The following is a 13807-nucleotide window of genomic DNA, read 5'->3' on the forward strand; positions in this document are numbered from 1 at the left end:
GCGCATCAGCTCGGTGAAGCCCGCGCGGACCTCGCACATCACGGCCGCGCCGGTCCGGACCGCGCAGCGCGCGGGCTCCGGAGGCGGGTTCCGTCCCGTCGTCGTGGGCCTGCTCGTGGTGGTGCTGTTCCTGGTGGACGCGGCCGGCAAGGAGACGCCCCTGCCGGTGGATGAGAAGTCGTCCTGGAAGCGCGACGGCGACGGTCCGCTGAACGCGCCGGTGACGCTGCCCCAGGTGCCGGACGGGGACTACCGGCTGCGCGCGCGCATCACCACGCCGCTGGGCACCGACACGGTGGACGCGCCCCTGCCGCTGTACGCGCCCGCGCGGGTGCGCGTGCTGACCGACCGTCCCCTCTATGAGCCCGGGCACCGGGTGAGGTTCCGCGCGGTGGCGCTCCGGGCGAAGGACCTGTCGCCGCTCGACGGGCGGCCGGGGACTTGGATGGTGAAGGACCCCACCGGGGAGGTGGTGCTGGAGGAGCGCGCGCCCGCGGGGCCCTGGGGCGTGGTGGCCGGGGAGCTGCCGCTGGACCGGGGCGCGCCCACGGGCGACTGGACGGTGGCGTGGACCAGCGGCGGCGCGTCCGGCGAGGTCCACTTCACGGTGGAGCCCTTCACCCTGCCGCGCCTGCGACTGGAGGCCCGCAGCCCGAGGCCCTTCTGGCGCGCCAACGAAACGCCGGAGGTGACGGGCGAGGTGGCGTACGCGTCCGGGGCGCCGGTGGCGGACACGGACGTGGCGCTGGAGTGGAGCCATGCCGGCGCGTGGCCGCCCCCCACGGAGTGGCTCAAGGGCGAGCTGCCGAAGAAGGCGCGCACGGACGCCGCGGGCCGCTTCAAGGTGACGCTGCCGCGCGTGCCCGCGGACCTGCGCGGACAGTCCACGCTGAGCGCGCGCGTGGAGGCGCGCGATGCCACCGGTGAGCCGGTGCGGGGCGCGGTGTCGCTCCTGCTGTCCGAGGACGCGCTGGCCGTGTCGTCGGTGACGGAGCTGGAGGACGGGCTGGTCGCGGGCTTCAACAACCGCGTCTACCTGCGCGCCACCACCGCCGCGGGCCGGGTGCTGCCGGGCGCGGAGGTGACGGTGACGCGCGCGTGGGACCCCAAGGACCCCGGTGTGAGCGCGGTGGCGGACGAGGACGGCGTGGCCGCCTTCCAACTGGACCCCGGCCCCGCGGTGAACGTGGTGGTGCCGCCCCTGCCGGTCCGGCCCATCCCGCGTCCGCCGCCGGTGTCGCTGGCCTCCTCCCAGGACCTGCTGAATGACCGGGGAGGACAGCAGCCGTCGCTTCAGGATCAGCTCGCGCTGGAGCGCCTGCTGCCCGCCTTCCATCCCTGCGCCCGCTTCGTCAGCGCGGCCACCGGGGGCGACATGGTGTCGCTCGCGGCGCGGGTGGGCGCGTCGGGACAGGTGCTGGACGTGGCGGGCGCGGACGAAGGGGCGGGCGCGTGCATGGCCTCCGTGCTGCGGGCCCGGGGCCTGCCGTCCGGCGCGGAGCGGATGCTCGCGCTGCGCTTCCGCGTCACGGACCCCGGCCTGCCCATGCTGCAACCCCAGGTCCAGACGGCCACCGGGAACACGCAGGAGTTGGAGGCGGCCCTGGCCCGCCCCGCGCTGGATGCGCGCGCGTGTCTGCCTTCGGAGCTGCCCGGGGTGTCCACGCTGCCCGCGGTGCTGACGTGGCGGCAGGTGCCCGGGAAGCGGGACGTGGCGCTGTCGTGGCTGCCGCTGCCTTCGTCCGGCAGCGCGGTTCCCGCGTCGGTGCTGCCGTGCCTGAAGGAGCGCTTCTCCCGGCTGCGCCTGCCGTTGGCGGCGTCGGATGAGGCGGACGGCTCGCCGGTCGGGGGCGCCATGGGCGTGGTGCGCTTCTCCGTGCAGCCCGCGTGGAGCGAGGGTCGCACCTACCAGGCCCGGGCCACCACGTTCCTGGGCTACGAGCTGAAGGTGAAGGCGAAGTGGGACGGCCAGGACGTGGGCGACACGAAGCTGGTGCTGCGTCCCGCGAGGCTGCCGCCCCTGCGCCTGCGCGCGACGCCGGTGCTGGCGAAGGCGGGCGAAGCCGTGAAGGTGGAGCTGCTGCGCGGCCCGGGCTTCGAGGGTGAGCTGCCCCGGACGCTGGAGCTGGTGGCGGGGAAGGCCCGGCTGAAGGAGGTGGTGGACGCGCCCACGCGCTCGGCGCGCTTCACGCTGCCCGCGGACTTCGAGGGCTGGGCCCACGTGGAGGGCGTGGCCGCGCAGGCGCGCGTGTACGTGGCGCCGCGCGCGCAACTGGCGGTGGAGGTGTCGCCGGACAAGCCCGCGTACGCGCCCGGTGAGCTGGCCCACCTGCAGGTGCACACGGTGGTGGACGGAAAGGACGGCGCGGCGGCGGTGGGCCTGTTCGGCGTGGATGAGACGCTGTCACAGCTCGCGCCGCTGCCGGGCGCGGACGCGCTGGAGGGCCTGCGGCCCGCGCCCACGGTGTCGTTGCCGGCCTTCGGGGTGCTGGATGGACAGGCGCTGGCGATGGGCCGCATCCGGGGCGCGAACGCGGCGGCGGCGGCGCTGCTGCGCGTGACGGAGGTGCCGAAGCCGGAGGAGCTGGAGGCGCGCGTGACGGCGAACGCGACCAGCCCCTTCTCGCCGGACGCGGAGCTGACGGAGCCCTTCTACGCGGTGCTGACGGAGCTGCACACGCGCACGCGCAAGTGGGAGGAGACGGCGCCCAAGGGGGAGACGTTGGATCCAGAAGGGCTCGCCCGGCTGTGGAAGGAGTCGCTCGCTGCTTGCGAGCAGCGCGGGCAGAAGGTGACGGACGCGTTCGGACGCAGGCTGCGGCTGTCGCGCCTGCCCGAGGACCTGTTGTCGCTGACGGATCCTCGCGCGGTGGTGGTGAGTGGCACGCGGTTGCCGGAAGACGTCGTGAACTGGGGCGCGTGGGTCGCCCGGGAGTCGCCATGATTTCGCGCGGGATGAAGGGTGGGGTCCTGGGCTTCGTGCTGGGCGTGGGGGCCATGGTGGCCCTGGCGGCCGTGGGCGACAGCGTGAGGAGGCTCTTCGGGTCGTCCGCCGCCGCGCTCTCCGGGAGCGCGGAGGAGGCGCCCTCCATGGAGGTGGCGGTCGCGCAGGGCCTGAACAAGAAGAGCATGAAGTCCTTCGGCTCGGCGTCCTTCGACGAGGGAGGTCTGGGCGCGCGAGGGACGGGGCCGGGTGGCGGTGGCATGGCGATGCCCCCGCCGGCCGCGGCGCCCGTGATGGCGGAGCGGGACTCCGATGACGCGTTCGCGGAGCAGGAGCAGGCCGAACCCTCCGAGCCGGGCACGGACGGGGCGCCAGTGCCCACCCGCGCGTGGTTCCCGGAGACGTTCCTCTTCGAGCCCCTGGTGGTGACGGACGGAAGCGGCCAGGCGACGGTGCCCGTGCGCGTGCCGGACCGGCTGACGCAGTGGCGGGTGCTGGCGCTCGCGCACTCGCGCTCCGGCGCGCAGGCGGGGGCGGTGACGTCCTTCGCGGGCACGCTGCCCACGTACGTGGATCCGGTGCTGCCGCCCTTCCTGCGCTCGGGCGACACGGTGCGCTTGCCGGTGCAGGTGGTGAACACCACCGACAAGGAGGTGGTGGCCGCGCTGAAGGTGGACGTGCGCGGCGCGCAGGTGGAGGCCGGCTCGCGCACGGTGAAGGTGCCCGCGCGGGGCAGCGCGGTGGAGCTGGTGACGGTGCGCGCTCAGGGCGCGGGGCCGGTGACGGTGCGGGCCACGCTGGGTGAGGCCGACGCGGTGGTGCGCGACTTCGACGTGTGGGCCACCGGTCAGCCCGTGGTCCAGACGCGGGGCGGCTCGCTGGCTGCGCCGCGCACGCTGTCCCTGACGGGGCCGGCGGACGCGCAGGCCGGCAGCGAACGGGTGCGGTTGCAGGTGTACCCGGGCGCGCTGGGCGTGGTCCGCTCGGAGCTGGCGGCGGTGGAGCGCAGGCCCGGGGACGTGGCCGCGGATGCGTACACGCTGCTGCTCGCGGGGCAGGCGCCCACGCTGCTCCAGGCGCTGGGCGAGACGCCGGACGCGGCCGCGCTGAAGACCCTGGCGCAGGTGGCGGGGCAGCGGGTGCTCCGGGCCGCGAGAGCGCCGTCGGTGGACGTGGCGACGCGGCTCGCGGAAGGGGCGCTGGCCCACCCGGACAACCCGGTGCTCGCGCGGCTGGGCGAGCGGCTCGTGGACCAGGTGGCGAAGGCGCAGCGGCCGGACGGCACCTGCCAGGGCGGTGAGGGCTGGCAGCTCCAGCGCCTGCTGGTGGCGACGGCGGACTGCGCGCGCACGGTGCGCGCTTCGGTGGGCACCGACGCGGGCAAGCAGCGCGCCGCGGCCTTCACCGCGCGCTCCGCGGGCGTCTTCGAGCGCTACCTGCCGCAGGTGAAGGACGGCTACACGGCGGCGGTGTTGCTGGCGGAGGGCGCGGTGACGGGCAGCGTGGCGGACGCGCTGCGCACCCGCGTGCGCGAAGCGGTGAAGCCGGGCGCGGACGGCACCGCGTCGCTGTCGGTGGAGCCGGGCACGGTGCGCGCGGACGGCCAGGAGCCCTCCGTCGCGGAGGCCACGGCGATGGCGGTGCTCGCCCTGCAGGGCGATGCGAAGGCGCCGCTGGCGGACCTGGGCGCCTTCCTGCTGGCGCGCTACTCGCCCGGCCAGGGCTGGGGGGATGGGCAGGCGAACCGCGTGGGCCTGCGCGCGGCGCTGGCGCTCTTCAAGGACCCGCTGCCGTCCCAGGTGCGCGTGACGCTGGAGCGCGACGGGAAGACGGTCACGGAGGGCACCTACGACGCGAAGGCGCTGCGCGAGGTGCTGTCATTGGAGGCCGCGGCGCCGGGCTCGGCGGGGACGCACGCGTGGACGGTGCGCGCGGAGCCCGCGGTGCCGGGGCTGGGCTTCTCGCTGGCGCTGGCCGCGGCGGTGCCCTGGAAGAACGAGGCGAAGGGCGGCCTGGAGTTGACGGTGGACGCGCCGAAGGAGGCGCGCGTGGGCCAGCTCGCGGACGTGCGGGTGGTGGTGGGCGCGCCCGCGTCCCTGCCGCTGCTGTTCCAGCAGGAGCTGCCCGCGGGTGTGCAGGTGGACGCCGCGAGCCTGGATGCGCTGGTGGCGTCGTCCCGGGTCGCGTCGTGGGAGGTGCAGGACGGGCTGCTGTCGCTGCGCATCGCCCCGAGGACCGAGGGCGCGGCGCCGGTGCAGGTGTCCTTCCGCGTGCTGCCCACGCTCGCCGGGACGCTCCAGGCGGGCGCCTCGCGGCTGGACGTGCCCGGTCAGCCAGGCATCACCTCGTTGCTGCCGCCCACCACCTGGGCGGTGCGCTGAACCGGAGCGGGGCGCAGGCACCCCTCCCTGGAGTCCGTGGGAGGGGGACCCGGGTCCCCAGGTTCAGGGTCATTCCCCACTCACGGAGCGCGAGCGGCCCCTGTCCGCCCGGTGGTGGGCGGAAGGTGGAGGCGGCGTGGGGGCCCGCCCGGCGAGCGCTCCGGTCTCAGTGCAATCGTGGCCCGCATGCGTACACTGCAAGGCACACGGCAGGAGTGAGCCAGGCGGCCGCGAGAGGACACGGATGGAGCTTGAAGGCTCCGAGCGGGAGGAACTCACCCACGCCCTACTGGGCGCATTCTCCTCGGTGGAGGAGCTCCACCGGATGGTCACGGTGAAGTGCGGTCGGGACTTCGTGCCTTCCATGGAGCGGGAGGGCGCGGCCCGGGCCCGGGCGCTCGTGCACACCGCGGAGACGGAAGGGTGGACGGACGTGCTCGTGCGCGGCGCGCAGGCGGCGGCGCCGGGCCATCCGCGCATCCGGCGCTTCCTCCAGTCGTATTTCTCCTCCGTGCAGCGCAGCATCTCCGGCAGCGCGTTGGCGCGCATCGTCCAGGCGGCGAAGCAGCCGATGACGCCGGAGGCCTGGAGGGACCGGCTGACCCTCCTGTCGCGGCGCGTGTGCCGGGTGGAGCTGGACGGAGGCCGCGCGCTGGGCACGGGCTTCTTGGTGGCGCCGGACGTGGTGCTCACCAACTCGCACGTCATCGAGCACCGGCTGGTGGAGGCGCTGCGCGTGCGCTTCGATTTGAAGGTGCTGCCCGACCGCATCGCGGTGCACCCCGGCCGCGTGTACGCGGTGACGGCGTGCCTGGCGCAGAGTCCGCACAGCCCCGCGGACCTGATGCATCCGCGCCCGCGTGAAGCCACGCGCGACGAACTGGACTACGCCTTCCTGCAGATCCAGGACGCCCCCGGCGAGGACCGGCTGGGGGACCGTCCGCGCGGCTTCATCCCGTTGCCCCCGTCGCCCGCGCCCTTCACCACCGGCGCGCTGGCGCTCGTCGTGCAGCACCCCAAGGGCCGGCCGATGCAGGTGGCGCTGGACACGTTCCAGGCGCTCAACCGTTCACACACGCGCATCACGTACTGCACCAACACGCATCCGGGTTCGTCCGGTTCGCCGTGCTTCACGCAGGACCTGGAGCTGGTCGCGCTGCACCACAGCGGCGACCCGCGCCCCGGCCACGAATCCGCCGAGGACGACGAGGGCATCCCCCTGGAGACCATCCGTGCCAGCCTGCCGCCGGGCGTGTTGCGCCGCCTGGGTTGGGACTGAACGGCGCGCGTGCACGGACGTGCGGGGCCGGGGGAGGGGACTGCTATCGTCGGTCGCATGGGCCTTCCCGCTCGAAGTCGCACGACCGTGACCGTCTTCCCGCGCGCCAGCGTGGGCCTGACGTGGGCGGTGCTCTGCCTGTTGCCGACGCTCGCGCTCGCGGCGCCGCGCTTCAACGTCGCGGGGCTGAACGCCAACAACGAGGTGCGGCTGCGCACGTCCACCGCCCACGTGGAGACGGTGCTGCGCGTGGACCTGCTGCCTGGTTCTCCGGAAGCCGGAGGCGAAGCGCCTCCGGTCGGGGAACCGGCGGACACGCGGGTGACGGTGCTGGTGGATCCGCTGCTGTCCACGGACGGCACGCAGGTGCCCGTCACGGTGCGCGTGGGGACGGCGACGGACGGCGCGACGGAGGCGCCCATCTCCGTGCGGCAGCCGGTGACGGTGGCGCTGTCGGCGGACCTGCCCGCGCCCGGTGAGTACCGGGGCCGCGTCGTGCTGCTGGGCGACGGCGTGCGGGAGGTGGCCTCGCTCCTCATCCAGCGCGTAGCGGTGGCCCCGACGGTGCAGTTCTACCCGGTGGCGCCCGCGCGTGGCTGGACGCTGGGGCCGTTCTCCGGGAAGGCCACGGTGCGGCTGACCTTCAAGGAGACGGCGGGCGTGGGCGGCGAGGTGGGGCCCGCGGCGGTGGTGCAGCTGGACCGCAAGGAGGGCGGGGCGGGCAACGGCGCCGCGCCGGTGCAGGCGCAGGACGCGCACTGGTCCTTTCGCGGACAGGCCGCGTCGGGCGACGACGCCAGCGCGGACGGAGGCATGGGCCCGGGGGGCGTGTTCCAGGTGCCCGCGAACGGCACGGGCCTCCTGAGCCTGGACGTGGACGGCCTGCCGGAGTCCGGCGAGTACACCGGCACGGTGCGGCTGCTCGTGCCCCAGGGCGCGCCGGTGGAGCAGACCTTCACCGTCTGGGTGAAGACGCCCGCCCTGTGGGGTGCGTTCCTCATCTTCCTGGGCGTGGTGACGTCCGCGGCGGTGCGCTTCTACGTGCAGCGCGTGCGTCCGCGCGTGACGCTGCGCAGCCGGGCGGAGGCGGCGCGCCAGAAGTTGCAGGAGCTGGTGCCCGCCCGTCCGCTGGAGCGCGAGGCGGCGGTGGCCTCGGCGCTGCGGCGGCAGGTGGACGCGCTGCTGGAGAACATCCAGCGGCCGCTGAGCGGGCTCGTGGTGCAGGACTCGGTGCTGGCGCTCTTCGAGGCGCGCCTCCAGTTGTTCTCGCTCTGGTCCGTCCTCCTGCGCCAGTTGGAGGGGCTCAAGGGCATGGCCCTGCTGGACGCGGAGAAGAAGCTCAAGTCGGTGGAGACGCTGCTCCAGAACGACCAGGCCACGTCCGCGGACTTCACGGAGCAGGCGCAATACCTGCGCACGCTCGACCTGGAAGGCGTGGCCCGCGCGGTGCTGGAGTCACGGCTGGAGGAGCTGGAGCAGCAATCCCAGACACTGGTCTCCCAGCGCGGAGACGACGCGGTGAGCCGCCGGCTCCAGGGTGAGCTGCCCATGTATGTGTTGAAGGCGCGGCAGCAGCTTCCGGGCACCGACCTGGAGACGTCGCGCCGGCTGGTGGACACCGCGCGCGAGGCGTTCCTCGAAATCCTCCTGTCGGACCTGGAGGGCTCCCTCTCCGGCAGGGAACTGCCGGGCGGCTTCACGCCGGAGGAGTGGACGGAGCTGCGCACGCGCGTGGCGGAGCAGCTCGCGAGGGCGCGCGCCCGCAAGTCGGCCAGCGTGGACGAAGCCTTCCTGTACTACCAGTCCGCGCAATCGCTGTACCTGCGCGCGCTGGTGGACAACCTGGAGGAGGCCCTGGCCGCGGCCCGGCTGCAAGGAGGCGGGGACCTGAGCGCCCAGTTCGACTGGGAGGCGGACGTGGATGCTCGACTGAAGTCGGCGCGAGCGCACCTGAACCAGGGGGAGACGAACCTGGCCACGCCCGACTACCGCGCGGCCCGCGAGGCCTTCGAGCGCCACGCGACGCTGCGACAGAAGGCCGCGTCCATCGGCACCCGGCAGACGGCGCTGGAGGCGTTCCCGGACGTGACGCTGGACCCCTTCTCCCAGAAGCCCGCGGAGGCCCCACCGCCGCTGCCCGGCGCGCCCGCGGGCGGCAACATCACGCCCCTGCCTCCGCCGGGAACCACGAAGACGGGCACCGAGGCGCTGGTGAACCTGGACTGGATCCCCCTGCCGCGCTCGGGCGACCTGTGGAAGGTGGAACTCGCGGTGCTGGGGATGATGTCCATCATCGCGGTGCTGCTGGGGCTCCAGTTGCTGGACGTCTTCTCCCCCACGTGGGGCGGCTCCGGCGCGTGGATGTCCGCCTTCCTCTGGGGCTTCGGCCTGCACCAGGTGGGCAACGCCACCTTCGATGGCCTGTGGGGCATGGTGTCCAGGATGGAGAAGTAGCCCCAGGCCCGCTCAGGCCTTCCTGCCCCGGATGGCGCGCGCGGCCAGCGTGTCCAGCAGCCCCGGGGCCACGAGCTTGAGCACCATCCCCACGCGGCCGGTGAGCGTCATCACGACCTCGCGCTGGCGGCGCTCCATGGCGCGCAGGATGAGGCCCACGCAGGTGTCCACGTCCATGGTGGCGCCCTCCTCGTCGCGGGGGCTCTGTCCCAGGGGCCGGCCTTCGGCGCCCAGCGCGTTCGCGCGGATGCCGGTGGCCACGAAGCCCGGCGACACCACGAGCACGTCGGTGCCGGTGCCCATCAGCTCGATGCGCAGCGAATCGAAGAAGCCCTGCATGGCGTGCTTGCTCGCGGCGTAGCCGGTGCGCGTGGGCACGCCCGTCTTGCCCGTGAGCGAGGAGATGGCGACGAGCAATCCCTTGCGCGCCTTGAGGTGCGGCAGCGCGTGGAAGGTGCAGTACACCGCGCCCAGGTAGTTGATGCGCATCAGCCGCTCGAAGAGGCCCAGGTCCTTCACGTCCTCGAACCGCGCGTGCATGGTGATGCCCGCGTTGTTGACGAGCACGTCCACGCCGCCGAACTCGGCGACCGCACGCTCCACGAGCACGCGGCACGCCTCCGGGTCCCCCACGTCGGTGGGCACCGCCAGGGCCTTGCCTCCGGCGGCCTCGCAGCGGGCCTTCACCCGCTCCAGCGCCGCGCCGTCGCGCGCGGCCAGCGTCACGTTCGCACCCCGGGCCGCCAGGGCCACCGCCAGCGCCTCTCCGATGCCGGAGGAGGCACCGGTGACAATCACGGACTTTGCTTGCATGGGCCGCATCCTCGCTCAGCGGTGGCCGCCGAGGAATCGCTCCAGGAAGTGGAGGCCGCCAATGAGGAGCAGCCCACACAGGAAGCCCACCACGCGCTGGCGCGAGTCCGGGCCCCGGCGCAGCTCCGGCAGGAGGTCCACCGCGCCGATGTAGAGGAATGAGCCTCCGGCGATGGCCAGCACGGTGCCCTGGAGCGAGGGCAGGTACCGGGTGCCCACCAGCACGGCCCCGGCGCCCACCGCGGCGGTGAGCTGCACCGCGCCCAGCGCGACGAGCGATTTCGCCCGGGACCAGCCCGCGGCGCGCAAGAGCGCGTAGTCACCCACCTCCTGAGGCAGCTCGTGGATGATGACGGCGAACGCGGTGGCGAAGCCCGCGTTGGGGGACACGAGGAAGGCAGCCGCCACGGCCGCGCCATCTCCGATGTTGTGCAGCGCATCCGACGCGAGCAGCGCCGCCGGCAGCGTGGGCGCGCCGTGCGCATGGGTGTGCCCATGCGCATGGCCATGCACGTGTCCCGCGGCGGCCTCCGCGTGGTGGTGGTGATGGCCCAGCGCCCACTCCAGGAGGGCCAGGGCGACGAAGCTGCCAAAGGCCCACGTGAAGGCGGAATCCCCGAGCGTGGCCACGGCCTCCGGCAGCACCTCCAGGAAGACGGCGCACAGCAGGGTGCCGGCGGCGAAGGCCACCAGTGCGGGCAGCCGGCGCTGCAACCAGCGCTCGGACAGCACGCCGCCCGCGAGTCCGGCGACACCGTCCAGCCCGACGGCGATGAACACGAGCAGGACGGTCTGGGAATCCATCAGGCCATCAGCCAGGCCAGCACGGCCTGGGCACTGTCCACGTGGACGAAGTGGCCCGCGTCCGGGAGGAAGGTCACGGGGCAGTCGGCGGCCTCCAGGCGCGCGACGGCGGCGTCCGGCACGTACCGGCTGCGCCCGCCCCGGATGCAGCGCAGGGGCGGGTGGACGGGGCGCTCCACGGCGGGCCAGAGGTCCTCGACGTTGACGCGCTTGTGCAGGCGGAAGAGGGCGTCGCGGTCGAATCTCCAGCGCACGCCGTCGCCGTCGGGCACCAGGTTCATGAGCAGCCAGTCGGACAGGCCTTCGGACAGGCCGCGTCCTGTGAGGTCCGCGCGCAGGGCCCGGCGGTTGTCGGCGCGGGGCGGGGCCTGCATGAGGATGTCCAGGACGAAGCCGCTCTCCGACAGGTCCAGGGGCACTGGACCGGGGGCGATGTCCAGCAGGCTGACGCTGCCCACGCGGTCGGAGGCGTGGAGGCTCGCGGAGAGTGACACGCGGCCGCCCAGCGAGTGGCCCACCCAGTCGATGGCGCCGGTGAAGCCCTGGGCGTCCAGCGTGTCCACGACGTCGCGGGCGAGCGTGGACAGGTCCGCGTCCGCGGGCAGGGCGGGGGACTGGCCGTGGCCGGTGAGGTCGGGCAGGAGGATGCGGCGGCGCGGGTCGGCCTGCGTCCACGCGACCGCGAGCGAGCGCAGGTTGCGACCGCTGCCAAGGAAGCCATGCAGCAGCACCGTGGGCACGTCGCCCGTGCCGACCTGAAAACTTTCGAGCACCACGCCACCACCACCTTGTCCGCGTGCCTTGACCCAGGGCACGTCGTGCCGCTTCATACCGCGAACACCCATCCCGTCGAGGTGAACCCGGTGCCTTCCGTCTCCTTGTTGTTGCTGACGCTCGCCGCCAACCCCGCCGCGCCCGTGCCTCCTGCCCCCGCCGACCCGAAGGTGGCGGTGGCCACGGTGCTGGACGACTGGCACCGCGCGGCGGCTGCGGCGAACGAAGCGCGCTACTTCGCGCTCTTCACGCCGGACGCGGTCTTCATGGGCACGGACGGGACGGAGCGCTGGACGGTGGACCAGTTCCGCGTGTGGTCCAAGCCGTTCTTCTCCAAGGGCAAGGCCTGGAGCTTCAAGTCGGTGTCGCGCAACGTCTTCCTGTCGAAGGACGGCCAGACGGCGTGGTTCGACGAAGCGCTGGACACGCCCAACCTGGGCCCGGCGCGTGGCAGCGGTGTGTTGGTGAAGGAGCCCGCCGGGTGGCGCATCGCCCAGTACAACCTCTCCGTCCCCATCCCCAACGACCTGATGGGCGAAGTCACCAACCGCGTGGCCGCGTACACCAAGGCGAAGGCGGCCCAGACCACCACCCCGGCGACGCCCGCGCCGAAGACGACGCCCGCGCCAAAGCCGTGAGGGGCTGGCTTCAGCGCCAGTGATACAGGAAGGAAGCGCTGGGAACGAAGGCGGGCACGTCCTGTCCCTGCAATTGCATTCCGGCGAGGACCCCCAGGTCCACGGACCACCGTGGACCCATGAGCCGTGCGCCCGCCGTCGCGAAGGCGAAGGCATCGGCGATTCCTCGCGCCGGTGAGATGGCGGCTTCGCCCGCGAGGCCCCAGTGCTCGCCCATGCGCAGGAAGCCCCCCAGCATGGGCAGCACCATCAGGCCCCCCTCTTCGTCAGTGGCCCAGGCGTAGATGGGCTGGACCGTGAGGGAGAGGTTCGCGTCGCCCGTCCCGTAGGTGAGGGTGCCGTAGGCGGCGACGGCGTTGTAGAGCCCCCACGAGCCCGGGAAGTCGCTGTCGTAGGAGCCTCCCTGGACACCGAAGGCCAGATGCAGCTTCTCGGTCAGGGGCGTGGTCAGCTTGATGCCACCGAGGAGGCTGAAGGAGGTGTCACGGAACATCACCTGGAAGGGGATGGCCGAGGCAAGGTGCACGGACACGCGCTCGCTCAGGCCCACCTCCGCGACGGTGGCGAAGAGCGCCTGCTGTCCGATGAAACCCTCTCCCGCGTGAAGCGGAAGCGCCGTGGATCCGGTGAGGCCGCGCGTGCGGGAGGGATTCTCGAACCAGCCGCTGGATGAGGATGGAAGTGGCGCCTCGCCCGGCTCCTGGGCGCTGGCGGAAGCGCCGGGGAGGGCCAGCCACAACATGAACAGACAGATGCAACGTGGTGTCATTGTTTCCCCCTCGTGGTGGCGCGCCCCATACGCAACCCCCATGCCAGGGAAGGCTGTCTCAGGATGCGGTGGGGATTTCGCCCCACCGCGTTCAACGGGTTCCTGACAGCCACGTCATGCCGCCACGGATTCCTAGCGAGGCATCATCCAGCCGGTGCTTCGTTGGCTCAGCGCCAGTGAAACAGGAATGAGCCTCCGGGCAGCACGGAGGGTCGGTCCGCGTCCTTCCATTTCTGTTCGGCGAGGACCCCCAGGTCCAGCGACCAGTGCCGTCCCATGAACCGCGCGCCCGCCGTCGCGAAGCCGAACGCGCCGCTGACGCCATCGACCGGGGAGAGCGCGACCTCTCCCGCGAGGCCCCAGTGCTCCCCCAGCCGGACGAAGCCTCCCAGCATGGGCAGCACCATCACGCTCCCGGAGTGGAAGCTTCCCCAGGCGACGAAGGGCTGGACCGTGAGCGATACATGGGCGTCACCCGTTCCGTACGTGAGGATGCCGTAGACCGCGACGGCGTTGAGCGTCTGCAATTCGTAGAGGTCGCTGTCGAAGCTGCCTCCCTGGACGCCGAACGCCAGATGCAGCCGCTCGGTCAGCGGACGCGTCACCTTGATGCCCCCCATGAGGCTGAAGGGCACGTCGCTGAAGGTCCGGGCCAGTGCGACGACGGGGACGGCCGAGGCCACGCTCACGGATACGCGCTCGCTCAGGCCCACCTCCGCGACGGTGGCGAAGAGCGCCTGCTGCCCGATGAAGCCCTCTCCCTCATGCAGCGGAAGCGCGGTCGAACCGAGCAGCCCGCGCGTGCGGGCGGGATTCTCGAACCAGGCGCTGGACGAAGACGGCACAGGCTCCCCGGCGCTCGCGGACGCGCCAGGGAGGAGCCACCACAACAGCATCAGACAACCGAAACGCAGCATCTTCACTTCTCCCCCTCGTGGTGGCGCGCCTCCA

Annotated in this window: 10 protein-coding genes; 5 read left to right on the forward strand and 5 right to left on the reverse strand. The window is 73.2% G+C overall.

The window, feature by feature from the left end; translation table 11 throughout:
- The 4 genes from D7Y13_RS08725 to D7Y13_RS08740 all read left to right on the forward strand — a co-directional run.
- A partial coding sequence (locus D7Y13_RS08725; RefSeq protein WP_120630659.1) for an MG2 domain-containing protein occupies nucleotides 1-2944 on the forward strand: 2944 nt, incomplete at its 5' end.
- Nucleotides 2945-2955: 11 nt separating this feature from the next.
- Nucleotides 2956-5325, forward strand: coding sequence for an alpha-2-macroglobulin family protein (locus D7Y13_RS08730; protein ID WP_199732744.1), 2370 nt, complete (start codon nucleotides 2956-2958; stop codon nucleotides 5323-5325).
- A 244-nt stretch (nucleotides 5326-5569) separates the two neighbouring features.
- Nucleotides 5570-6604 (forward strand): trypsin-like peptidase domain-containing protein, encoded by a 1035-nt coding sequence (locus D7Y13_RS08735; RefSeq protein WP_120583292.1) that lies wholly within the window; start codon nucleotides 5570-5572, stop codon nucleotides 6602-6604.
- An 87-nt stretch (nucleotides 6605-6691) separates the two neighbouring features.
- The gene (locus D7Y13_RS08740; protein WP_120583291.1) at nucleotides 6692-9058 is read left to right on the forward strand and encodes a C14orf119 family protein; all 2367 of its coding nucleotides are present in this window, start codon (nucleotides 6692-6694) and stop codon (nucleotides 9056-9058) included.
- A gap of 12 nt (nucleotides 9059-9070) precedes the next feature.
- Here D7Y13_RS08740 and D7Y13_RS08745 read toward each other — a convergent pair whose 3' ends face one another.
- From D7Y13_RS08745 to D7Y13_RS08755, 3 genes are read right to left on the reverse strand one after another with little or no spacing between them, the layout of a single operon-like run.
- Nucleotides 9071-9880, reverse strand: a complete 810-nt coding sequence (locus D7Y13_RS08745) for an SDR family oxidoreductase (protein ID WP_120583290.1) — start codon at nucleotides 9878-9880, stop codon at nucleotides 9071-9073.
- A gap of 6 nt (nucleotides 9881-9886) precedes the next feature.
- Entirely contained in the window at nucleotides 9887-10675 is a 789-nt protein-coding gene (locus D7Y13_RS08750) for a ZIP family metal transporter (protein WP_120583289.1), read from the reverse strand.
- Nucleotides 10675-11451, reverse strand: coding sequence for an alpha/beta fold hydrolase (locus D7Y13_RS08755; RefSeq protein WP_120531286.1), 777 nt, complete (start codon nucleotides 11449-11451; stop codon nucleotides 10675-10677). Before D7Y13_RS08755 ends, D7Y13_RS08750 begins: the two co-directional genes overlap by 1 nt.
- Before the next feature lie 87 nt (nucleotides 11452-11538).
- Between D7Y13_RS08755 and D7Y13_RS08760 the strand changes: the two genes are divergently transcribed.
- A complete protein-coding gene (locus tag D7Y13_RS08760; RefSeq protein WP_199732743.1) occupies nucleotides 11539-12087 on the forward strand; it encodes a nuclear transport factor 2 family protein in 549 nt (182 codons plus the stop codon).
- A 10-nt stretch (nucleotides 12088-12097) separates the two neighbouring features.
- On the opposite strand, the gene D7Y13_RS08765 is transcribed toward D7Y13_RS08760, so the two are convergent.
- Both D7Y13_RS08765 and D7Y13_RS08770 read right to left on the reverse strand, forming a co-directional pair.
- The gene (locus D7Y13_RS08765) at nucleotides 12098-12856 is read right to left on the reverse strand and encodes a hypothetical protein (protein WP_120583288.1); all 759 of its coding nucleotides are present in this window, start codon (nucleotides 12854-12856) and stop codon (nucleotides 12098-12100) included.
- A gap of 167 nt (nucleotides 12857-13023) precedes the next feature.
- On the reverse strand, nucleotides 13024-13773 hold the full coding sequence (locus tag D7Y13_RS08770) for a hypothetical protein (protein ID WP_120583294.1): 750 nt from the start codon (nucleotides 13771-13773) through the stop codon (nucleotides 13024-13026).
- Nucleotides 13774-13807 lie beyond the last annotated feature (34 nt).

This window comes from Corallococcus praedator (assembly GCF_003612125.1).
Classification (GTDB): Bacteria; Myxococcota; Myxococcia; order Myxococcales; family Myxococcaceae; genus Corallococcus; species Corallococcus praedator.

What these genes read in the sequence shown, in the direction of transcription:
- D7Y13_RS08750 (WP_120583289.1), bottom strand. Translation starts at nt 10,675, where the DNA reads ATGGATTCCCAGACCGTCCTGCTCGTGTTCATCGCCGTCGGGCTGGAC.
- D7Y13_RS08765 (WP_120583288.1), bottom strand. Translation starts at nt 12,856, where the DNA reads ATGACACCACGTTGCATCTGTCTGTTCATGTTGTGGCTGGCCCTCCCC.
- D7Y13_RS08735 (WP_120583292.1), top strand. Translation starts at nt 5,570, where the DNA reads ATGGAGCTTGAAGGCTCCGAGCGGGAGGAACTCACCCACGCCCTACTG.
- D7Y13_RS08745 (WP_120583290.1), bottom strand. Translation starts at nt 9,880, where the DNA reads ATGCGGCCCATGCAAGCAAAGTCCGTGATTGTCACCGGTGCCTCCTCC.
- D7Y13_RS08730 (WP_199732744.1), top strand. Translation starts at nt 2,956, where the DNA reads ATGAAGGGTGGGGTCCTGGGCTTCGTGCTGGGCGTGGGGGCCATGGTG.
- D7Y13_RS08770 (WP_120583294.1), bottom strand. Translation starts at nt 13,773, where the DNA reads ATGCTGCGTTTCGGTTGTCTGATGCTGTTGTGGTGGCTCCTCCCTGGC.